Origin of the sequence: Chryseobacterium sp. SNU WT5 (assembly GCF_007362475.1) — a bacterium.
Lineage (GTDB): Bacteria > Bacteroidota > Bacteroidia > Flavobacteriales > Weeksellaceae > Kaistella.
In genome coordinates this window covers 2944654-2966793 of sequence record NZ_CP041687.1, presented here as the reverse complement: position 1 = coordinate 2966793, position 22140 = coordinate 2944654, and the positions used below count along the sequence as shown (strand labels likewise).

Annotated in this window: 16 protein-coding genes; 9 read left to right on the top strand and 7 right to left on the bottom strand. The window is 34.4% G+C overall.

The window, feature by feature from the left end; translation table 11 throughout:
• Window positions 1–126: 126 nt before the first annotated feature.
• Window positions 127–1245, bottom strand: coding sequence for an ATP-binding protein (locus FNJ88_RS13935; RefSeq protein WP_143853833.1), 1119 nt, complete (start codon window positions 1243–1245; stop codon window positions 127–129).
• A 122-nt stretch (window positions 1246–1367) separates the two neighbouring features.
• Between FNJ88_RS13935 and FNJ88_RS13930 the strand changes: the two genes are divergently transcribed.
• From FNJ88_RS13930 to FNJ88_RS13915, 4 genes are all read left to right on the top strand, one after another.
• Complete coding sequence (locus tag FNJ88_RS13930) at window positions 1368–2642, top strand: hypothetical protein (protein ID WP_143853832.1); 1275 nt, start codon at window positions 1368–1370, stop codon at window positions 2640–2642.
• Between the two features lie 3 nt (window positions 2643–2645).
• Window positions 2646–3236 (top strand): LPS export ABC transporter periplasmic protein LptC, encoded by a 591-nt coding sequence (gene lptC / locus FNJ88_RS13925; protein ID WP_143853831.1) that lies wholly within the window; start codon window positions 2646–2648, stop codon window positions 3234–3236.
• Window positions 3237–3306: 70 nt separating this feature from the next.
• Complete coding sequence (locus FNJ88_RS13920) at window positions 3307–4356, top strand: anhydro-N-acetylmuramic acid kinase (RefSeq protein WP_143853830.1); 1050 nt, start codon at window positions 3307–3309, stop codon at window positions 4354–4356.
• 30 nt (window positions 4357–4386) lie between these two features.
• A complete protein-coding gene (locus FNJ88_RS13915) occupies window positions 4387–5913 on the top strand; it encodes a carbon-nitrogen hydrolase family protein (RefSeq protein WP_143853829.1) in 1527 nt (508 codons plus the stop codon).
• Between the two features lie 123 nt (window positions 5914–6036).
• Here the strand turns inward: FNJ88_RS13915 and FNJ88_RS13910 are convergent, their stop codons facing one another.
• The 4 genes from FNJ88_RS13910 to FNJ88_RS13895 all read right to left on the bottom strand — a co-directional run bounded on the left by FNJ88_RS13910 (window position 6037) and on the right by FNJ88_RS13895 (window position 13546).
• Window positions 6037–8214, bottom strand: coding sequence for a TonB-dependent receptor plug domain-containing protein (locus FNJ88_RS13910; RefSeq protein ID WP_143853939.1), 2178 nt, complete (start codon window positions 8212–8214; stop codon window positions 6037–6039).
• Window positions 8215–8501: 287 nt separating this feature from the next.
• Complete coding sequence (gene kdsA / locus FNJ88_RS13905; RefSeq protein ID WP_143853828.1) at window positions 8502–9311, bottom strand: 3-deoxy-8-phosphooctulonate synthase; 810 nt, start codon at window positions 9309–9311, stop codon at window positions 8502–8504.
• A gap of 162 nt (window positions 9312–9473) precedes the next feature.
• The gene (locus tag FNJ88_RS13900; protein WP_143853827.1) at window positions 9474–9998 is read right to left on the bottom strand and encodes a DUF1697 domain-containing protein; all 525 of its coding nucleotides are present in this window, start codon (window positions 9996–9998) and stop codon (window positions 9474–9476) included.
• A 62-nt stretch (window positions 9999–10060) separates the two neighbouring features.
• Window positions 10061–13546 carry a DUF2723 domain-containing protein gene (locus tag FNJ88_RS13895; protein WP_143853826.1) on the bottom strand — a complete coding sequence of 1162 codons (3486 nt, stop codon included), beginning with the start codon at window positions 13544–13546 and terminating at the stop codon, window positions 10061–10063.
• A 227-nt stretch (window positions 13547–13773) separates the two neighbouring features.
• Here FNJ88_RS13895 and FNJ88_RS13890 point away from each other — a divergent pair, with 227 nt between their 5' ends.
• The 5 genes from FNJ88_RS13890 to FNJ88_RS13870 all read left to right on the top strand — a co-directional run bounded on the left by FNJ88_RS13890 (window position 13774) and on the right by FNJ88_RS13870 (window position 20000).
• Window positions 13774–14811: a PLP-dependent cysteine synthase family protein gene (locus FNJ88_RS13890; RefSeq protein WP_143853825.1), complete on the top strand. Its 1038-nt coding sequence runs from the start codon at window positions 13774–13776 to the stop codon at window positions 14809–14811.
• Between the two features lie 101 nt (window positions 14812–14912).
• Window positions 14913–16187 carry an aminotransferase class I/II-fold pyridoxal phosphate-dependent enzyme gene (locus FNJ88_RS13885; RefSeq protein ID WP_143853824.1) on the top strand — a complete coding sequence of 425 codons (1275 nt, stop codon included), beginning with the start codon at window positions 14913–14915 and terminating at the stop codon, window positions 16185–16187.
• A gap of 76 nt (window positions 16188–16263) precedes the next feature.
• Window positions 16264–16674 (top strand): nucleoside diphosphate kinase regulator, encoded by a 411-nt coding sequence (gene rnk / locus FNJ88_RS13880; protein ID WP_143853823.1) that lies wholly within the window; start codon window positions 16264–16266, stop codon window positions 16672–16674.
• A gap of 116 nt (window positions 16675–16790) precedes the next feature.
• The gene (locus tag FNJ88_RS13875) at window positions 16791–18986 is read left to right on the top strand and encodes a B12-binding domain-containing radical SAM protein (protein ID WP_143853822.1); all 2196 of its coding nucleotides are present in this window, start codon (window positions 16791–16793) and stop codon (window positions 18984–18986) included.
• A 258-nt stretch (window positions 18987–19244) separates the two neighbouring features.
• Window positions 19245–20000 carry a hypothetical protein gene (locus tag FNJ88_RS13870; RefSeq protein ID WP_143853821.1) on the top strand — a complete coding sequence of 252 codons (756 nt, stop codon included), beginning with the start codon at window positions 19245–19247 and terminating at the stop codon, window positions 19998–20000.
• A 175-nt stretch (window positions 20001–20175) separates the two neighbouring features.
• On the opposite strand, the gene FNJ88_RS13865 is transcribed toward FNJ88_RS13870, so the two are convergent.
• Both FNJ88_RS13865 and atpD read right to left on the bottom strand, forming a co-directional pair.
• Window positions 20176–20457 carry a F0F1 ATP synthase subunit epsilon gene (locus FNJ88_RS13865; RefSeq protein ID WP_143853820.1) on the bottom strand — a complete coding sequence of 94 codons (282 nt, stop codon included), beginning with the start codon at window positions 20455–20457 and terminating at the stop codon, window positions 20176–20178.
• An 81-nt stretch (window positions 20458–20538) separates the two neighbouring features.
• Window positions 20539–22047, bottom strand: a complete 1509-nt coding sequence (atpD, locus tag FNJ88_RS13860; protein ID WP_143853819.1) for a F0F1 ATP synthase subunit beta — start codon at window positions 22045–22047, stop codon at window positions 20539–20541.
• Between the last annotated feature and the right edge of the window lie 93 nt (window positions 22048–22140).

The following is a 22140-nucleotide window of genomic DNA, read 5'->3' as shown; positions in this document are numbered from 1 at the left end:
TAAAATATAACAGGAAAAATTAATGATACTGGAAGTTCAGAAAAATGTTAATTTACAGTAATAAGTAACATTGGATTTAATAATTTAAAATGAACGATCTTAAAAAACGCTTACCAGCAATGTTTTCTACGCAGATTTATGCAGATATCTGGAAAGTTTAATACCCAAATCTGTCCATATAATTTTGGTGTTTCCGTTTCTTTCTAAGTGATAATTGGCATTTGAAATTTCTTCCAGAATAGCTTCAATATTCGCTCCGTGTATAAACTTGGCAAAACTGGCCCATTTAAAACCGTTTGATTCTATTTTTTTATAAACCAAACTTTGATTGCCATAATTTTGCAGTAACGCTAATCGAAACATTTCACTACAATATTCCAAAAAGTTCATTTGCTTTTCTTTGTTCCAAGTGGCAATTCTTCGGCCCCAGAGAACGATATTTTTAAGGAATTCCGGTTTCTTTTTAACTTGAAAGGCCTCTCGAACCCACATTACAAATTGTTCCTCGAATTCCAGATTTGTATTTTCGGATTGAAGTATTTTCTGAGCAGTATTATAATTTCCCTGTGATTGAAAAATAACTTCTTGTGACTGCTCCTTTGATATTTCATAACTCTTTTCTAAAAGAGCGGCAAGATCCTCGTCTTGGATACGTGGGACTTCTACCAACTGCGTTCTGGAAAGAATCGTGGGAAGAATTAAATCTGCTGTATTTGCGGTTAGAATGATATAAGTGTTTTTTGGTGGCTCTTCCAAAAATTTTAGAAACTTGTTGGCAGCTTCTGTATTCATTTTATCAGCTTGCCAAACAATCAGAATTTTACTACCACCTTCGAAACTTTTTAGTGCAAATTTGGAATTAATTTCATCAACTTCATCTGCGTAAATGGTGAGTTGCTTATTTTCTGATTCTAACTTTGCACTCCAGTCTTCTGTGTTTGCGTAAGGATTTTCAAGAATCATTTCGCGAAATTCTTGTAGAAATTGATCACTTAGTCCACTTTTATTAACCTTGAAGACAGGAAAACTAAAATGCAGATCAACATGATTAAGATGATCTACTTTTGACGACGATCTCTCATTCTCTTTTTTAAGAATCTCTTTTGCAAAAGCAATTGCGAGTGGAAGTGTTCCAAAGCCATCTTTACCCACAAATAATTGCGCATGACTTACCCTATTATTATGAATACTCTCTTTAAGAAGGTTTTTTAGTTCTTGATGACCTACAATTTGTTCCCAGTTCATGTTTCAAAGATAATATTTTTACGATAAAAAAAACCTTCAATTGCTTAACAAACTTTAACCAAAGTTACTTTCACAGTTCAGTTAAATTTAGGATATTTGCGCATTATTTTTAAAAATAGAGAATGAAAAGATTTTTTGTATTACCACTTGTAGCGGCTAGCTTTTTTGTCACTGCGCAATCGATTGGTAATTCTCCTTATGCTGCTTTTGGAATTGGAGATGTGAAGTATGACAATACAACTGATATCAATGCCATGGGTGGAATATCTACCGCATATATTGGAGATTTTAACAATAGTTTTAATTTCAGCAATCCTGCTGCTAATAAGAATTTAGAATTAACGACGATCAAGTTTGAAGGGAGTAATGAGAATAACTTTTACAAATCCAATTATGGAGATGTGAATGTTACTAAGCATTCTTCTTATTTATCTAATATATCTATCGCTTTTCCTCTATCCTCTAAAGTGAAATTTGGATTAGGTTATCAACCATACAGCTCCAAAAATTATTCTATAATTGAGCAGGAAATTTCTTCTACAGGAATTCGTAGAGCTAGCCTTTACCGTGGTAATGGCAGTATCAGTACCGTGCAAGCTGCATTTTCTTACCAATTGAATCCCGAGTTTGGATTAGGATTAAGAAGTAATTTCTACTTCGGAAATTTATATGATATTAACGAGCTCACGTATTCCACTGCTGAATTAATTAATGGATATGAAACGAAAAATAAGATAAAAACCTTCAATTTTACCCTTGGAGCGGCTTATCAGAAAAAAGTTCATAAAGATCGTAAACTAACATTAGGTGCTACCTATACTTTTGGTAATACAGGTCAGATGGAGACTCGTTTTACTAACAGTACTTATTTTTATACTCCAGGTGAGGAAAAAAATAACGTAAAAATTATTGAACAGAATTTTAGTGAAGATCAAAATTTGATTCCGATGGAATTTTCATTGGGTGCAGGTTATGGGAAAGATGCTAAATGGTTCGTTGGAACACAATTGGATTATAAGAAAGGTGAAAACACTCAATTTCTTGGGCAACCATTTGTAAATAATAATTCATATAAAATAGCAGCTGGAGGATGGTATTTACCTAACTATAACAATTTTAGAAACTACTTCTCGCGCGTAACTTACCGTTATGGAGCATATTACGAGAAAGGTAATCTTGCCTTTAACGGTACCAATATCAATAAGTTTGCTCTTACAGGTGGAGTAACTTTACCATTTGAGAATCGTAGTGGTAGCAGAATGAGTGGGATTGATTTAGGATTAGAACTAGGGCAAAGAGGAACTTTAAATAATGATTTAATTCGTCAAAATTTTGTTAATCTAAAAATCGGAATTAATTTTGCTGATAAGTGGTTTAATAAAAAGCTTTATGATTAATCAATGAATTTGTTTCCGCAAATTATATTAAAAAATATAGCCAGCCTTTTAGGTTGTGCTATATTTTTTGTTTTAATTTCATGTGACGAAGATCTTGCAGAGATCAATAAAAATAGAAATTCCAACTTTCCGTCTACAGTAATCAATAACGCTAACATCATACAGCGCGATTCTGGAATGATCAAATTACGAGCTACTGCTCCACTTATTGAAAAGTACGAATTTATCGATTCGCCGTATATTGTTGCCCGTAAAGGGATCAATATTCTTTTTTACGATAAAAAGAAACCAAATCTTCCCGGAAAGATCAGTGCAAAATATGCAAAGTTCAACGACAAAAAGAAGTTCTACGAAGCAAAAGGAAATGTCAAAATAATCAGTAACGAAAACCAAATGTTTGCCATGCAATCCGTCTACTGGGATCAGATGAAGAAAGTAATGTATACCAAAGACACGGTTTATGTAACGGATAAAGATGGTTCTACTTTGGTTGGTGCAAATGGAATGACCGCTAAGGACGATTTTTCAGAATATACTTTCTATAATAATTCTGGTGATATCAATGCACAAAAGATTCCCGAAAAAGGAAGGTAACTTCTGTAAAACTTATTTTTACTAAAGATGTTTACATCTAAATTTCTTACATTTAAGTAAACTTTATTTCATGACTTTTCACGCTCTAGGTTTAATGTCTGGTACGAGTCTCGATGGACTTGATATCTGTCACGCAACTTTCTATAAAGATCAGGCTGGAAAATGGCAATTCCAGATTCTAAATGCAATCACTTATCCATATAGTGATAATTGGGAAAGTAGACTCAGAAACTCCATTCATTTAACTGCTGAAGATTTATATGAACTTCATTCGGATTATGGTTTTTATTTGGGTGAGAAAGTAAAAGAATTCATTCATAGTTATGCCTTAGAAAACATTGATTTAGTAGCTTCGCACGGGCATACGGTATTTCATCAGCCTCAAAAAAGATTCACCGTTCAAATTGGCGACGGCCGTGCAATTAAAATTATTAATAATTTACCTACCGTTTATGATTTTCGAAGTCAAGATGTTCTACTGGAAGGAAACGGTGCACCATTAGTACCTATTGGTGACGAACTTCTATTCTCAGAGTATGATGCGTGTTTAAATATTGGGGGATTTTCTAATATATCTTTTAAAAAAGATGGAAAGAGAATTGCTTTTGATATTTCTCCTGTAAATATTGTATTGAATCATTTTGCCCAAAAATTAGGTAAAAATTTTGATGACAATGGTGACTTTGCGAGATTGGGAACGGTTAACGATCAATTGATAAAATCATTAGATTCTCTTAAATATTATCAGCAAAGTCCACCAAAATCTTTAGGAATGGAATGGGTTTCCGAAAATATATTACCCCAGTTGATAGCGGAAAGTCCGATCAATGTTCTAGCGAGCTTTACCGAACATGCTGCAAATCAAGTTGCGAAAACCTTAAATAATTATGATCTTAAAAAGGTTCTGTTTACAGGCGGAGGCAGCTTTAATTCGTACTTTTTGGAACTTATAAAAAGTAAGACTTCATCAGAAATTGTTCTTCCTGGCAACGAATTGATCAATTTCAAAGAGGCATTGATTTTTGCCTTTATGGGGGTCTTGCGAATCAATAATGAAATTAATATATTATCCTCCGCCACCGGAAGCGCTTACGACCATTCTTCAGGAATTGTATTGTAAAATTCCGTTTAATTAAAATAAAAAAAGATTATGCAGATAGACATTAGAAATTTGACCATTTCAGATTACGAAGAACTTAGGGAAACGATGTTAAAGGCCTATCCTAACATGTCGGAAAGTATTTGGTCAAAAAAAAGTATTCAAAAACTGATTAAAATTTTTCCGGACGGACAAATCTGTATTACTGTTGACGAGAAGATTGCCGCAGTATGTCTATCATTGAAAGTTCAGTATGAATTGTTCGGCGATGATCATACCTACAAAGAAATTACAGGTAATTATACGTTCAATACTCATTCTGAAACCGGAAATGTTTTGTATGGCATTGAAATTTTCGTTGATCCAGAATTTCGTGAACTGCGATTAGCTCGCAGATTATACGACGCTCGAAAAGAATTGTGTGAAAAATTAAATTTAAAATCAATTGTGGTTGGTGGTCGTATTCCGCATTATCATCTTCACAGTGCTGAACTTACGCCACGACAGTACATTCAGCAAGTTCGTAAAAAAGAAATTTATGATCCTGTATTGAGCTTTCAGTTGGCTAATAATTTTCTACCTGTCAGAGTTTTAAAAAATTATTTACCAGAAGATTCCCACTCAGAAGAAAATGCAGTTTTACTGCAGTGGAATAATATTTATTATAGCAAGAAACCAAATACGATGCAGGATTCTGTAATCCGTTTGGGTCTTGTGCAGTGGCAAATGCGTCATTTTAAAGATATTGATGCATTCTTTGAACAGGTTGAATTCTTCGTGAATGTGATGGCTGATTACAAAGCAGATTTCATTATGTTTCCAGAATTCTTTAATACTCCTCTACTCGCGCCGTTCAACGATCTTAGTGAGAGAGACAGTATGTTCAAACTGGCTGAACTTACGGAGGAAATAAAAAATAAATTATCTCAATTCGCCATTGGTTATAATATCAATATCATTGGTGGAAGTATGCCACTGGTGGAAAATGAGGAGCTGTATAATATTAGTTATTTGCTTCACAGAGACGGTAAAATTGATGAGCACCGGAAAATCCACATTACGCCCAACGAGAAAAAATATTACGGGATGAAAGGTGGTGACCAAATAAAGGTGATCGATACCGATTGTGGAAAAGTGGGTTTGGTTATTTGCTATGATGTAGAATTTCCTGAATTACCTCGGCTTTTGGCAGATCAGGGAATGAAGATTTTATTTGTTCCTTATCTAACTGATACTCAAAATGCTTATATGCGGGTTAGAAATTGTGCTGCAGCGAGAGCAATTGAAAATGAGTGTTATGTTGCAATTGCAGGTTGTGTAGGTAATTTGCCAGGGGTTAATAATATGGATATTCAGTATGGACAAGCAGCTGTTTTCACCCCTTCAGATTTTGCATTCCCATCGAATGCGATTAAAGGAGAAGCAACACCGAATACAGAATCAACGCTGATTATTGATGTAGATTTAAACTTATTGAAAGAATTACATCATTATGGTGCTGTCCGGACCATGAGCGACCGTAGGAAAGATTTATATGATACTATTTCTTACAATGACCCTGAAGGAGAAATAGAATAAACAAAAAATCATTTAAAGATAAACCCACCGCCGTTGCAGTGGGTTTATTTATTTTGAAGAATAAGCTAAATTAAAGAGGTTTTTGGATGTGTAATAAATTACTTAAACCTACCATTTGCTTTCCTACAACTTAAAATCTACTTTAACATTAAAGAATCTTCCAGTCAATCTTACGGGTACAGAATAATTATAACCAGAATTAACATCATTTACCCATTGATTGGCTACTGTATTACTGATGTTAAAGGCGTTGAAGATCTGGACTCCCAACGTCAATTCTTTAAAGTTACCCCAAAAGCCTCCGTTCACTTTATTATCTTTTTGGTCGATAAATACTTTTGATAGTCCAATATCCACTCTTTTGTAAGAAGGTAATGTTCTTTGGTAAAGATAAGGTGCATCGAAATCTGGTTTACCATTATGATCCAGCGAAACAGGTGTTCCTGAAGGTAATCCGTTTGCATAAACGAGTGTTAAATTAACTCGCATCGATGGAAATTTTGGCATGTAATCCTGGTAAAACATAGAGAAACGGAAACGAGGATCTGTTGCTCTGGGAATATTTCCTTTACCTTCAATATTTTCGTAAACCCTTGCGTAACTTGCGGATATCCACGAATCTACTCCCGGAACAAATTCGCCAAATAAACGGGTGTCTAATCCGTAAGCATAACCTTCAGCATTATTTTCTCCAGAATATCTTATTCTTACATTGTCCATGTAATATGGAATTAAGTGATCCATTTTCTTGAAATACGCTTCTGTGGTTAACTTAAACGGACGGTCAACCATTTTAAATTCATAATAATTTGCAAAAATAATTTGCATTGAGCGCTGCGATTTTATGTTTGGATTAAAATTACCATCAACATCCTTAATTTCTTTATAAAAAGGAGCTTGGAAATATACTCCACCAGAAACTTTGAACAACATGTCCATATCCCAGTTTGGTTTGATCGCGATCTGAGCGCGAGGTGAAATAATGGTTTCATCATTAAAATCCCAATGGGAAGCACGAATTCCTGCATTCACGAAAACTCTGTTATCACCCCAAAATAATTTTTTAGAATACTGAGCATATGCCGAGATCCTTGTTGGTTGAATATGATTTGCTCCCGAAATATGATATCTCAAACGAAGATCAGATGCATCTAAAGTTCCTGGATCTACATAAGTTCTTGGGGTGCTGTAACCTAGTGAATCTACCAGTTGCCATTCATTAGTTAAGTCTTTTAAATTTTCTTTTTCGAATTTTAAACCAATTTCGAAATCAGTATTAATGTCGGGTGAAAATTTAGTTTTAAATTGAGTTCCAAAAGTTTTAACTAATAAATCATTACGAGCGTGGTCAATCTGTCCGCCTACGTCGTAAGATGTAATTGGCTCGCCAGTTATAGGGTCAAAGGTTTGAAGTCTGTATCCGGAAGCAATAGAATAATATTCTCTCTCACGGTTTTGATAAGCAAAATTATCTAAACTAAAAGACCATTTTTTGTTGGGTTTGAAATTGATGGAAGCGGTACCCATCATGTTTTTATACTGATCGTCTTCAATACCGTTATAAAATACACTGAGTTTTAAAGGAGTAAGTAGCGTTCCAAATTCAACTTCTTTCACCTTCGGAATCATTCGGTAATCGTTTTTACTCCAGTAGCCAATGAAAGAAAGATCCCACTTATTATTTATTTTATAATTTAAATAAGTCTGGAAATCCATATACTGCGGATTGAAATCAGTATCTTCTTTTAATGTATTCAAAACGAGGTTGGTATTCCGATATCTACCCGAAAATAACGCTGAAAGTTTTTTGTTTTTTGATGCGAATCCTGTAGAAAGTCGACCTCCGATTAAACTCGCTTCACCAGAAACTTCAAATTTCGTAGGTTGTCTGTAATAAATATTTAAAGCAGAGGACATTTTATCACCATATTTCGCTTCAAAGCCACCTGCAGAGAAATTAATGGACTGAACCATATCTGGATTTATGATACTCAGTCCTTCCTGTAGAGAATTACGAATTAGGAATGGACGGTAAATTTCAATGTCATTGATATAAATGAGATTTTCATCATAATTCCCACCTCGCACCATGTATTGCGAAGAAAGTTCTGCATTTGAATTAACAGAAGGTAAAGTCTTCAATAATCCCTCTACACCTCCTGAAAGTGAAGCAACCTGCTGCGCTTCTTTAGTGGAAATCTCTATAGAGGTAAGATCTGTTACTTTTGGTTTTCCTTTTTTTTGAAAAACAACTTCCTGAATTTTAGTTTCTCGTTCTGTCTTTACAAATAAAACATTAATATTCTGAAATTTAGGATTGCTTTTTATCCTTTTACTAAATCCTAAATAATTTTCCTTTTGAACAGAAAGCAATTGTTCCGATCCCACAATCGGAATCTTTACAAAACCTAATTCATTCGTTGTGAAATTCTGACTGTTATATGAAATCTCAGCCTGTGCAACAGGATTTCCATCTTCATCTAAAACTTTCAGATTAATTTGCGAAAATGCAAAAACTGGCAGCACTAAAAGGCCGAATAGAATTTTTTTCAAGACTAATGTGTTTAGGTTTTAAAGATACCAAAAAATTAAAGTATGGCTTCTCGCACTCGTGTTAATTTCTGCAATAAATCTTCCAGTTTATCAAGTCTCAACATATTGGCGCCATCAGAAAGTGCACAGCTTGGATCTGGATGGGTTTCAATAAAGAGACCATCTGCACCAACAGCAATTCCTGCTTTTGCAATCGTTTCGATTAACTCTGGTCTACCACCTGTAACTCCAGAACTTTGATTGGGTTGTTGCAAAGAGTGTGTAACATCCAGAATTACAGGAGCATAATTTTTCATAGTTGGAATTCCACGGAAATCGACCACTAAATCAGTATATCCAAAAGAATTTCCTCTTTCAATAATCGCAGTTTTTTGATTTCCTGAATCGTGTACTTTTTCTACTGCAAACTGCATTGATTCGGGGGACAAAAACTGACCTTTCTTGAGACTTACACATTTTCCGGTTTTTGCAGCAGCGATTAACAAATCGGTTTGACGCACTAAAAAAGCAGGAATTTGAAGTACATCCACGTAATTTGCTACCAAAGCAGCATGCTCGTTTTCGTGAATATCAGTAGTGGTTGGTATATTGAAGGTCTCTCCTACTTTTCTAAGAATTTCAAGAGACTTCTCTTCTCCAATGGTCGTAAAAGAATCTACTCTACTGCGATTCGCTTTCTTGAAACTTCCTTTGAAGATGTAAGGGATTTCGAATTTATTTGTGATTTCAATTATCTTTTCAGCAATCTTCAAAGCCATATCTTCTCCTTCAATAATGCAAGGACCTGCAATCAGGAAAAAGTTTTTTGAATTTTTATGATGGATGTTATCTAAGTATTGAATCATGAAATTTATATTTTAAAAGAGTCAGTTTTTTTATGGTTTCACAAAAATACGGATTTTCAAGTTCTCAATTGGAAAGATTTTTTCCAATAAAATAAAAAAAATTGGTTCATGTAAACAAACCAATTTTGTATATATCTGACCTAATATTGCTAGATAGTCCTGTTAAAATTTTTTCAGAATCTTCTCTAAAGTATTAATATTTCGAGAAGTCAATCTGTCTTTTAACTCTTTTCTTCCCAAAACTTTTCCGAAGTTAGAATCCAAAGTATTTCCTTTTGAAATCTGCCAGTAGAACGTTTCATTCTCTATTTTTCCTTTTTCGTCTGGAAATTTTATTGAATTATTGAATTTTTCTAAAAGCGTTACTTCAATTCCCTTTGTGCCTACACAAGCGTAAATATGGAAATCTTCAGCTTTCACAAATGGATTTTTATTAAAAATGTCAAAAACTTCCCTTTCAGTCTTTATGAAAAGATAGGCCTCGTAATTAAATCGCTCAGAAAGTGCATTTTCTAATATTCGTTTTAATTCCCCTAGGTTTTTATCTGAAGAAAATAAAATATTTCCAGTCGCTAAAACGAAAGAAACATTGTGCATTCCAACATCTGCAAATACTTTAGAAGCAGCGACCATTTTTATAGTAGTTCCTCTTACATTCACCCCACGAAGAAATGCACAATATTTCAATTTAATAAATTTTAGCGTTCTTGTAGATTAATATCTCCACAAGCAAATCTTTAAAATAAATTCTACTGCGTCGCTTTTATAATAGCAGAAGTAATTTGACTTTCTTTCTCTTTGGAATAGGTGGAATCATACGGTTCCATTACATCAAAAAGGTAAGTGTAGAAAGGGGTAATCTTTTGTACTTGTTCTGCTTCTTTATAAGCTTTCTCTTTACCCATAGTTTCTAAATCTTTGATAAAAGTATTGAACTTTTTATCAATTGGTTCAATGGATTTCACCAAATAGTCGTACCCTTTAGATTTCTGACCAATTTTTTCATATGCATCCGAAACTGCTCCCACCACTAGAGAATATTCCAACGGTTTTGTACGCATTTGTCTGCCTGCAAACCGTTGATCTCTTGCTGAAAGAGAAGTATAATAATCATATTCACGGAAGATTCCTTTTTTAAGTTCTTCGGCTAGTTTCAATCCTTTTTGCTCTTGTCCAGCAACGATGTACCCATAAACAATGGAACTTAAAGATCGTGGATCATTATATTTCTGAACAGGGATTTCTGCTGATGCCAAGTCCAACATCTCAACTGCTTTTTGCTTTTGGCCCGAAAGTGCCAGCGCTTCTGCAGCTCGACTTACGGATCCTCTATAACTAACAATATTTTGAGTACAAGTTTCATCAAAATGAACTTTCAAATTTTTGAAATTCCCCCATTTATAATTTTTGACAATATTATAAAGAGAATTAGCATCTACTCTGCCCATTTCTCCATCCTGACGTTCTTTTGTCTCAATGGGTACCAAACGGTAACTAAAACCATCATACTGAAGGTAATCTCCAAGATAAAAAATATTTTCCGGGTCATAGATTCCACCAGAAGAAAAGTTTATTGGTCTGCTCCAGTCGAAATTTGCCAAAATATCAAGCAAGATCAAATTATTTTTGAACATGCTGCTGCTTTTGTACGTGATAGTTATTTGGTTAACAGTATTGGCTAAATCCTTTTGATCAATTATTCCTGATTTTAGTGCATTTTCCTTGTTAACAGGTAAAATGAATTTAGAGACCGGTAGAAAATTAAACTTATCATATTTAGCTTCACCAAAAATCATTTTCAAGATCTCGTCTTTTTCCTCTGATTTAAATTTAATAAAATTGACCGCTTCTTTCAAAGTCATCGAATCTTGGGTTAAATATTTCTTGAAATCTGCAAAAGCTGTTTCCGGAGCTCCTTGATCTTTCATATTGGCAAAGATATTCTCCCAATCTTTCTGGCTCATCATAAAGATTTGATCATTGGTACCGTCCCGATAATCCTCATGTGTAAATACTGACGGTACTGGCTTTGAATTGTAAGTCTTTCTCTTCACCTGGTCGATATTCCAAGGAGTTGATAAAAGCGTGAAATTCACAACTTTTACGTCATCTCTAAGTCCAGAAGTTTCCTGCATGCCCCATATCGGATACGTGTCATTGTCTCCATAAACAAAAAGAATATCATCTTTTGGTAAAGATTTTAAAGTTGAATAGGCATAATCATATGCGGCATATCTTTGACTACGATCGTGAACGTTGTAATTCTGGAAGCCCATCATCAATGGAATACCTACAAGTACGACTCCAGCTACAATATTTAAAGTATTGGATTTTATTTTTTGCTGGACAAACCAAAGAATTGCTCCCGCTCCTAAGCCAATCCAAATCGCAAAGGCATAGAAGGAGCCGACCATGGCATAATCTCTTTCCCGAACTTCAAAAGGTTTAACTCCGGTGTAGAAAATAATACCAACACTGGTAATAATAAACAGTGATAATATCGCATAGAACCGACCGAAATCTCTGTTTAACTGGAAAAAGAATCCAATAAGTCCCAAGATTAACGGTAAGAAAAAGAAAGTGACGGTGCTTTCGTTTTTGAATTTAGCCGGCATTTCATTTTGGTTACCGTAAAGAGCATTGTCGATAAAAGATATCCCAGAAATCCAGTTTCCGCGGTTATTCTCCATATTTCCTTCCAAGTCATTCTGTCTGCCGACATAATTCCACATCAGATAACGCACGAAATAATATCCGTTTTGAAAGGTGAAAAAATAATCTAGATTCTGAGCTAAAGAAGGTCTTTGAACATTTATTAAATTATACGGTTTTACCTGTAAATAATCTGCAGCTTTAACGGAGCCTTCCTCATATTTTTTATGTAAATCATCGAATATTTTTATTGCTTCGGGATTATCGGCTACATCAGCATTCGCGTAATTAAAAGAAAAGTCGGGAGCACCATACATTGAAATATAGTTCTCCATCACACTCTTGTCTTCATTAAACATTCTTGGTAAAAAACTAACGTGGTCGGGGCTAAAAACGTAATTAAACCGTTCTCCTACTTTTCTATAGGTACCTGCTTTTTCATCTTTTTCGTAAACATCGCCTGTTTTAGAAGTTTTAAAACTGCCATCTTCATTTTTTTGAATTCCGTTGGCATCTAAGTAAGCAGTATAATTTTGCCCGTAAGAAGTTGGCCAGTCTCCATATTGCTCACGATTATAATAATCTAACATTCCAATTGCATTGTCAGGATTATTTAAGTTCATTGGTGGATTTGCAATCGCACGAATCGGTATCACCATCCAACAAGAAAAGCCAATCATCATATAAACAACTGATAAAACAGCGGTTTGATAGATCTTATTTTTAGCTTGTCTGGCATATTTCAAAGCGAAATAGCAGATTGCAATCAGAATAATAAAAGCAATTATAGTCCCTGAGTGGAATGGAAGTCCAATACCGTTGACTGCAAAAATTTCCAGTTTTCCAAACAAAGTCATTATTAATGGGAAAATTCCTTTAAATACAATTGCTAGGATAATGAGGGTAATTACGTTTGCCCAAATAAAACTTTTCCAGGAAAATTTATAATTCTGAGCATAATATATAAAACAAACTGCAGGAATTGCCAACATACACATCATGTGAACGCCTACAGATAAACCAGTAACAAAGAAAATAAGGATAATCCACCGTTGATTGTCCAATGCGTGATATTCGTTCTCCCACTTGGTAATTAACCATACCAAAAGTGCAATGAACATAGACGTCATAGAGTAAACCTCGCCTTCTACGGCAGAGAACCAAAAAGTATCAGAGAATGTAAAACACAGAGAACCAATAACTCCCGCAAAGAGAATTGAAATTTCTTCATGTTTCGTAATAGTAGTAAAGTCTTTATGAAGAAGTCTTCGTACTAAGTGAGTGATTGTCCAGAATAAGAACAAAATCGTAAAAGCACTAAACAAAGCAGACATTCCATTAATGACAACAGAGTAATGCTCTACATTACCAAAAGCAAACAACGCTGCTACTGCACCTACTAACTGAAATAATGCTGCACCTGGAGCATGAGTTACTTCTAGTTTTACGGCAGAAGAAATATATTCTCCTGTATCCCAAAAACTAAAATTAGGTTCTATGGTTGATAAATAGGTAAGAAATGCGATAATAAAAACACCCCATCCTATTACGGTATTCCATCTTTTAAATGACCAGTTTTTCATAAAATAATTATAATATTGCGAAAATAAGGTTTTTAACTTATTATCGCTCCATTTTAACAAAATTTAAACATATGGCTTGATTCTTGTCACGTCGCAAATTCTACATTAAAAAAAAGCCAATACATGACATTTCTTATGTAGAGGCTTTTAAACTTCTATATAAATTGTTGAATTATTAATTTTTTAGTATTTTTGCACACGGTTTTATAGAGAAAAACGAATACAAAATGACTAATGTTTACGATAATATTCTGGGCCTGATCGGTAATACTCCTTTAGTAAAACTAAACGAAGTTACCAAGGAGATTCCCGCCACAGTCTATGCAAAATTAGAATCTTACAACCCTGGCCACTCCACAAAAGATAGAATTGCGTTACACATTATAGAAGCAGCTGAAAGAAAAGGATTGTTAAAAGAAGGATCTACTATTGTAGAAACTACTTCAGGAAATACCGGTTTTTCCATTGCAATGGTTTGTATCATCAAAGGATATAAATGTATTCTTGCAGTAAGTGACAAGACCAAAAAAGAAAAAATTGCCTATTTAAAAGCGCTAGGCGCTACCGTATATATATGCCCTGCTAACGTAGCTGCAGATGATCCCAGATCGTATTATGAGGTTGCTAAAAGGATTTCTGAAGAAACACCAAACTCTATTTACATCAATCAGTATTTTAATGAATTAAATATTGATGCTCATTACCAATCTACCGGACCAGAAATCTGGAAACAAACGAAGGGTAAAATCACGCATCTTTTTGCATGTACAGGAACTGGTGGTACCCTTTCTGGGTCTGCTAAATTTTTGAAAGAACAAAATCCTGACGTTAAAATTATTGGTGTTGATGCATCAGGATCAATATTGAAAGGCTTTCATGAAACTGGTGAGATTAATAAAGATGAAATTCATCCTTATCAAATCGAGGGAATGGGTAAAAACCTTATTCCAGGAGCATTATTATTTGATCAGATTGATGAATTCGTGAGAGTAAACGATGAAATGTCAGCTTACCGAACCCGCGAAATAGCTTTAAAAGAAGCGATAATGGGAGGTTACACCTGTGGTGCAGCAACTCAAGGTCTATTACAATATGCCAATACAAATCCTTTTTCAGCGGATGATGTAGTGGTAGTTATTTTCCCAGATCATGGTTCACGTTATATTACTAAAGTATACAGTGACGAATGGATGTTTGAGCAAGGATTTATAAATAATGGAGTGCATAATTATGATGAAGTTTTCAAAACAGAAATCATCAAATAAGATTCATTAATAAAGAATAATAAGAAACCTTTTGGTAATAAGCTAAAGGTTTTTTTTAGTTTAATTTAATTAACTTTGAGTAGTTAAAAATAAAAGAAATAATGACAGATATTTTCCAACGTCTTAGAGAGAATCCAGGTCCTTTGGGCCAGTTTGCAGATTATGCAGAAGGATATTTCGTTTTTCCAAAATTAGAAGGTCCCATTGGTCCTAGAATGAGATTTCAGGGAAGAGAGGTTATTTTTTGGAGTGCAAATGATTATTTAGGTCTTTGCAACCACCCGGAGGTTTTAGAAGCAGATGCAAAGGCAGCAGCTCAATATGGAATGTTTTACCCGATGGGTGCTAGAGCGATGTCTGGTGAAACAGAACAACACCAGCAATTAGAAAGAGAACTTGCAGAATTTGTTGAGAAAGAAGCAGCATATCTTTTAAATTTCGGTTATCAGGGAATGGTATCAACTATTGATGCCTTAGTTGGCAGACACGATGTGATCGTCTATGATTCTGATTCACATGCTTGTATCGTCGACGGAGTTCGTCTTCATATGGGTAAAAGTTTCACGTATAAGCACAATGATATTGAAAGCTTAGAAAAAAACCTAGCGAGAGCTACCAAAGTTGCAGAAGAGCAAGGAGGTGGGATTCTTGTCATTACTGAGGGCGTTTTCGGAATGCGTGGTATGCAGGGTAAGATCAAAGAAATCTGTGAATTAAAATCTAAATTTAATTTTAGGCTTTTGGTTGATGACGCTCATGGATTCGGAACTTTGGGTAAAACTGGTGCAGGTGCAGGTGAAGAACAAGGTTGTCAAGATCAAATCGATGTTTACTTCTCAACTTTCGCGAAATCGATGGCGGGTTTTGGTGCTTTTATCGCTGGAGATGCAGATATTATCAGAATTTTAAAATACAATCTACGTTCTCAGGTTTTTGCAAAATCTCTAACAATGCCTATGGTAATTGGAGGGTTAAAAAGATTAGACTTATTAAGATCCAGACCGGAAATCAAAGCTAAACTTTGGGAAAATGTAAGTAAATTACAAAATGGCTTAAAAGAGCGCGGATTTAATATTGGAGGTTCCAATACTTGTGTTACACCAGTAATGATGGAAGGTTCTACGGTAGAAGCTACTCTTTTATCAAAAGATTTAAGAGAGAATTTTGGAATTTTCACTTCTGTAGTGATCTATCCTGTAATTCCAAAAGGGATGATTTTATTAAGATTGATTCCAACTGCCTCACATACTGATTCAGAAATTAATGAAACGCTGGCAGCATTTGAAGCAATCCACAAAAAATTAGTTTCTGGTTTCTATAAAGAGCAAGAACAAAAATTATTAGAAGAGCAAAATCTTCATTTTAAGAACAGCTAGAATTTTCAAAATATATTTAGAGATATACCGCTTGAAAAATTCAAGCGGTTTTCTTTTTACCCAAAAACACTACATTATGAAACAAGTGATAATAACTAAACAGGACTTTAATAAAATACACCGTTCGATAACGGATGCAAAAGGAAGAAATAGCATTAAGCCAGAAGAGGCAGAAAAGCTCCTTGCTGAATTAAAATCGGCTAAGATCGTTGAGCAGGAAGAAGTTGAAGGTGATATTGTAACTATGAATTCGATTGTGAAAATTCATTTCCAAAATAACAAAACGACAATGCAGTTTCAGCTGGTTTATCCAGACGATGCTAATATCAAAGAACGTAAGATTTCTATATTTTCGTCCGTAGCTTCTGCCTTAATTGGCTACAGAGTAGGTGACGAAATTGATTGGTTAATTCCTTCAGGCATGACGAAAATTGTTATTGATGAAGTAATCTATCAGCCAGAAGCTGCTGGTGATTTCGAATCGTAAGTGATTTTGAAAGATTATTAATACACGGCCGCTAGAAAATTCTAACGGTTATTTTTTAAACTGAATCGATGTCCGAAATCCCAAAGATTTAGAATAAATTTGCAAAAATATTACGGTTGAAAGATCTGCTCCTCATCACTCCCCCTTTTACGCAACTTAATACGCCTTATCCTGCAACGGCTTATATTAAGGGTTTCTTAAATACTAAAGATATATCCAGTTACCAGATTGATTTAGGGATTGAAGTAATTTTAGAATTATTTTCTAAAACCGGAATTCAGAAAGTATTTGCACATAATATTAAACTGGAAAGCACTTCTGAAAATTCAAAAAGGATCTATGCGTTAAGGGAAGCATATGTAAAAACGATCGATCAGGCTATTCTTTTCCTCCAAAATAAAAATGCTACACTAGCGAGACAGATCTGCACCATGAATTTCTTGCCGGAAGCCTCCCGATTTAATCAGCTTGATGATATGGAATTTGCTTTCGGGAATATGGGTTTGCAGGACAAAGCAAAACACCTGGCAACATTGTATTTAGAAGATATTTCAGACTTTATTGTGGAGAATATCGATCCTGATTTCGGTTTTAGCCGTTATGCAGAACGCATTGGTCAAAGTGCAAATTCTTTTGACGAATTATATTGTAAATTAAGTGACAGCGAGACTTTTACTGATCAATTTACTTTGAAAATATTGAAAGAAAAAATAGATACTTATCAACCAAAATTGGTTTGTTTTTCAGTTCCGTTTCCGGGTAATTTGTACTCCGCATTTCGTTCTGCCCAGTATATTAAATTAAATTATCCTGATCTCCCTACTGTGATGGGTGGCGGTTTTCCAAATACTGAATTAAGAGAATTGAAAGATCCTCGTGTATTTGAATTCTTTGATTATATCACTTTAGATGATGGTGAATTACCGATAGAATTAGTTTTTAAAAATGCAATTTCAAAGGAAGTTATTTCAGAAGGAGAATTCAAAAGAACTTTTATATTAGAAGATCAGAAGGTTACCTATAAGAACAGTACAAAAAGACAAGACTATAAACAGGCTTTTATTGGAACTCCAGATTATACAGATTTACAATTAGATAACTATATTTCAGTTATTGAAATTGCTAACCCAATGCATAGTTTATGGAGCGACGGGAGATGGAATAAACTTACAATGGCGCATGGTTGCTATTGGGGAAAATGCACTTTTTGTGATATCTCTCTGGATTACGTTAAAATGTATGAACCTATTTCTGCTAAAATTTTGGTTGACCGAATGGAAGAACTGATCACCCAAACAGGAGAAACAGGTTTCCACTTTGTTGATGAAGCGGCTCCACCAGCATTGATGAGAGAAGTGGCGTTAGAAATTTTACGAAGAGATCTGGTGGTCACGTGGTGGACCAACATCAGATTTGAAAAAAGTTTTAGCAAAGATTTATGTTTTCTACTTAAGATTTCAGGTTGTATAGCAGTTTCTGGCGGACTTGAAGTAGCAAGTGACCGTTTGCTTAAACTAATTGACAAAGGAGTTTCTGTAGAACAGGTAGCAAAAGTAACTAGAAATTTCACAGAAGCAGGAATTATGGTTCACTCCTATTTGATGTTTGGTTTTCCCACGCAAACAGTTCAGGAAACAGTTGATTCTCTGGAAATGGTGAGGCAGCTTTTTGAAATGGGAGTTTTGCAAAGTGGGTTTTGGCATCAATTTTCAATGACCGCACATTCGCCTATAGGAAACAGACCAGAAGATTTTGGAGTTGCTCCTATAAAAAAAGAAATTTTGTTCGCACATAATGATATTGAATTTACGGATAAAACAGGAATTGACCATAACCAATTTAGTTTTGGGTTGAAAAAATCCTTGTTCAATTTTATGCATGGTATTAATTTCGACCTTCCTCTGAATGACTGGTTTGATTTTAAAATTCCGAAAACGACCATCCATCCGGATTATATTCACGATTGTCTTTTGGAAGATGAGAATTTTGCTTTTAAAGGAAATTCAAAGTTGATTTTCCTGGATAAAGATGCACATATAGAAAATTTCTTAAAATCAAAAAAAGGAAATTCTTCAGAATTTACGCGACTTACTTTCCATCTAAAAACCAATATTGTCAATATCGAATTGGAAAAAGACAAGGCACAATGGATGATGAAAATCTTTAAAGAGAATTCCACAGATAATCCAAAAAAAATAACATTGCAACAGGTCAAAAGTCAATTTGAAGAAAATTTTGAAGATTTTGAATTATTCTGGTTTTCAAAACCACTACAACAATTGAAAGAAAACGGTGTTATTCTAAGCTTGTAAGTTTAGCATTTTTAATATTAGAATTTTAATACTTTCCAAAAATTGAAAACCATAAAATTCACAAAATTGAATTGATAGTAAGGATAAATAATCCTATTACTATAGAACATAAAGTTCTGAAAATCTTTAGGTTTTTTTGTGAACTTTAGTTTTTCTGTACTAAGCAATAAGATATAATTTGAGTATATCATTCAATATTTATTTCAAAAAATAAATAATGGATTCAAAGTTGATGCGTTCAACTTAAAACAATTACCAATGAATTCTGCTGATAATTTCTCTCTTAATAAAATAGCAAAAATTACCGTTCTTTTTTGGTTGATGAAAATTGTCGCCACAACACTTGGTGAAACTTTAGGCGATTTCATCGCGCAAACATTGAATTTAGGGTACCTCTTTGGAATTGGAATTACCCTACTCTTCTTTTTATTCACTCTTTATTTACAACTTTCAGCTAAGAAATACATTCCAGTTTTTTTCTGGTTGGTTATTATCGGAACCACGACTTTAGGTACAGAAATTTCAGATTTTATAGACCGAAGTTTACATTTGGGCTATGCCTTAGGAAGTTTGATTCTCGTTACTTTTCTTTTATTAACCCTTTATCTTTGGTATAAAAAGTACGGAAATCTCGAAGTTTCTCCGATTTTTGAGAAACAAAAAGAAATCTTTTTTTGGGTTGCAGTATTATTTTCAAACAGTTTAGGAACTGCGTTTGGAGATTATTTGAATGACGGTTTAGGCTTGAGTTATCTTGTCGGAGCTGCAATTACCTTATCTGTTATTATCGTTGTTGTCTTATTACATTCCTTTACCAAAATCAATCATATCCTTTTGTTTTGGATTGCCTTTGTTTTTACCCGTCCATTTGGTGCGACCTTCGGTGATTTCTTAACCAAACCTATTGCGAAAGGTGGATTGGATTTAGGAACTTTAAACGCATCACTTATTTCAATAGTAATTATGATTACTTTAATTATCATTGCTCATCAGAAGGAAAAAGTCAAAGTTTAATGGCGACCACATTTTCTCATTTATTTAAGTAACTAAAAATTTAAAATTTAACTGTTCAAAGTGTGCTATTATCATTCTTTTTTGGCAAATCTTCGGAATACTGAAAAATTCAACCATGATATAAAAAATCCCGTCTTAGAAATAAGACGGGATTTACTATTGATATAAAAGACTATTATTCGGCTAGAATAATTCCTTTATTATTACTGAATTCTATCACTCCACTTTTCATATGGAACGAGAAAGCACTTTCTTTCTCATTTTCCCTAGTGAAATGTTGAGCATATTCCTCCTTGATTTCATCAGTGAACACTTTAATTTTACCACCATTTAAGGAAGCAACAATCGCGGCGTGATCTTTCATGATTTGGAATTCACCATTTTTTCCAGGAAGCAAAACGGATTTTACTTCACCTTCAAAAACCACAAACTCAGGAGTTAAAATTTTTATATTCATTCTTTTTAGATTTAAAGAGTAAAGAGAAAAGAAAAAAGAGTCTATATTTCTTTTCTCTTTTTTCTTTATTCTATTTTCTAATTATGCGTTCTCCGCTAACATTTTTTCACCTGCTTCAATTGCTTCTTCGATAGTACCTTTAAGGTTAAAAGCAGCTTCAGGTAAATGATCTAACTCACCGTCAATGATCATGTTGAATCCTTTGATAGTATCTTTAATGTCTACTAACACCCCTTTCAAACCTGTAAACTGTTCTGCCACGTGGAAAGGTTGAGACAAGAATCTCTGCACTTTTCTAGCACGGTAAACCGCTAATTTATCATCTTCAGAAAGCTCTTCCATTCCTAGAATTGCGATGATATCTTGTAATGCTTTATATTTTTGAAGGATTTCTTTTACTCTTTGTGCACAGTCGTAATGCTCATCTCCTAAAATTTCAGGAGTTAAGATTCTAGAAGTAGAAGCCAATGGATCTACTGCTGGATAAATACCTAGGGAAGCAATTTTTCTGTCCAATACGGTTGTTGCATCTAAGTGAGCAAATGTCGTTGCTGGTGCCGGGTCAGTTAAATCATCTGCAGGAACGTAGATTGCCTGTACAGAAGTAATTGAACCATTTTTTGTAGAAGTAATTCTCTCCTGCATCGCACCCATTTCTGAAGCCAAAGTCGGTTGGTAACCTACTGCAGATGGCATTCTTCCTAGTAGTGCAGAAACCTCAGAACCTGCTTGAGTAAATCGGAAGATATTATCAACGAAGAATAATACATCTCTTCCTTGTCCTTGTCCATCACCATCTCTAAAATATTCAGCGATAGTTAACCCAGACAAAGCAACTCTAGCTCTTGCTCCTGGTGGTTCATTCATTTGTCCGAAAACGAAAGTACATTTAGAGTCTTTCATTTCTTCAAGATCAATTTTAGATAGGTCCCATCCTCCATTTTCCATAGATTCCATGAACGCATCACCGTATTTAATAATACCTGATTCTAGCATCTCTCTCAAAAGGTCGTTTCCTTCTCTGGTTCTTTCACCTACACCGGCAAAAACAGAAAGTCCACCATGACCTTTCGCAATATTGTTAATTAATTCCTGGATCAATACTGTTTTACCAACACCTGCTCCACCGAACAAACCAATTTTTCCTCCTTTTGCATAAGGCTCTACCAAGTCAATTACTTTAATACCGGTAAAAAGAATTTCTGCAGAGGTTGTTAATTGATCAAATTTTGGTGCTTCTCTGTGAATCGGCAAACCATTTTCTTTCGAAACTTGCTGGATACCATCGATTGCGTCTCCTACTACATTAAACAAACGTCCGTAAACCCCTTCGCCTGTTGGCATTGTAATTTGTCTTCCTTGTGAAATTACTTCCTGACCTCTCTGAAGTCCGTCTGTTGCATCCATTGCGATACATCTTACAGAATCTTCACCAATATGTTGTTCTACTTCAAGTATCACTTTATTACCGTCGGTTTTTGTAATTTCCAATGCATCATAGATGTTTGGAAGTTGTTCCGCATCTGTAAAATGTACATCGATTACCGGACCGATAATTTGAGAAATTTTTCCTTTAAGTTGGTTTGCCATTGCTAATTTTTTTCTTGGTGCAAATATAATGAATATTCGCAAATTTGCAATTGGTTTAAAAGAAGATTTTTGTCATATTTGCAAAAAGTAAAT

Bases quoted from the DNA above. Each gene is read 5' to 3' on its own strand.
- FNJ88_RS13935 (WP_143853833.1), bottom strand. From the start codon at position 1,245: ATGAACTGGGAACAAATTGTAGGTCATCAAGAACTAAAAAACCTTCTT.
- FNJ88_RS13930 (WP_143853832.1), top strand. From the start codon at position 1,368: ATGAAAAGATTTTTTGTATTACCACTTGTAGCGGCTAGCTTTTTTGTC.
- lptC (WP_143853831.1), top strand. From the start codon at position 2,646: ATGAATTTGTTTCCGCAAATTATATTAAAAAATATAGCCAGCCTTTTA.
- FNJ88_RS13920 (WP_143853830.1), top strand. From the start codon at position 3,307: ATGACTTTTCACGCTCTAGGTTTAATGTCTGGTACGAGTCTCGATGGA.
- FNJ88_RS13915 (WP_143853829.1), top strand. From the start codon at position 4,387: ATGCAGATAGACATTAGAAATTTGACCATTTCAGATTACGAAGAACTT.
- kdsA (WP_143853828.1), bottom strand. From the start codon at position 9,311: ATGATTCAATACTTAGATAACATCCATCATAAAAATTCAAAAAACTTT.
- FNJ88_RS13895 (WP_143853826.1), bottom strand. From the start codon at position 13,546: ATGAAAAACTGGTCATTTAAAAGATGGAATACCGTAATAGGATGGGGT.
- FNJ88_RS13890 (WP_143853825.1), top strand. From the start codon at position 13,774: ATGACTAATGTTTACGATAATATTCTGGGCCTGATCGGTAATACTCCT.
- FNJ88_RS13885 (WP_143853824.1), top strand. From the start codon at position 14,913: ATGACAGATATTTTCCAACGTCTTAGAGAGAATCCAGGTCCTTTGGGC.
- rnk (WP_143853823.1), top strand. From the start codon at position 16,264: ATGAAACAAGTGATAATAACTAAACAGGACTTTAATAAAATACACCGT.
- FNJ88_RS13870 (WP_143853821.1), top strand. From the start codon at position 19,245: ATGAATTCTGCTGATAATTTCTCTCTTAATAAAATAGCAAAAATTACC.
- FNJ88_RS13865 (WP_143853820.1), bottom strand. From the start codon at position 20,457: ATGAATATAAAAATTTTAACTCCTGAGTTTGTGGTTTTTGAAGGTGAA.
- atpD (WP_143853819.1), bottom strand. From the start codon at position 22,047: ATGGCAAACCAACTTAAAGGAAAAATTTCTCAAATTATCGGTCCGGTA.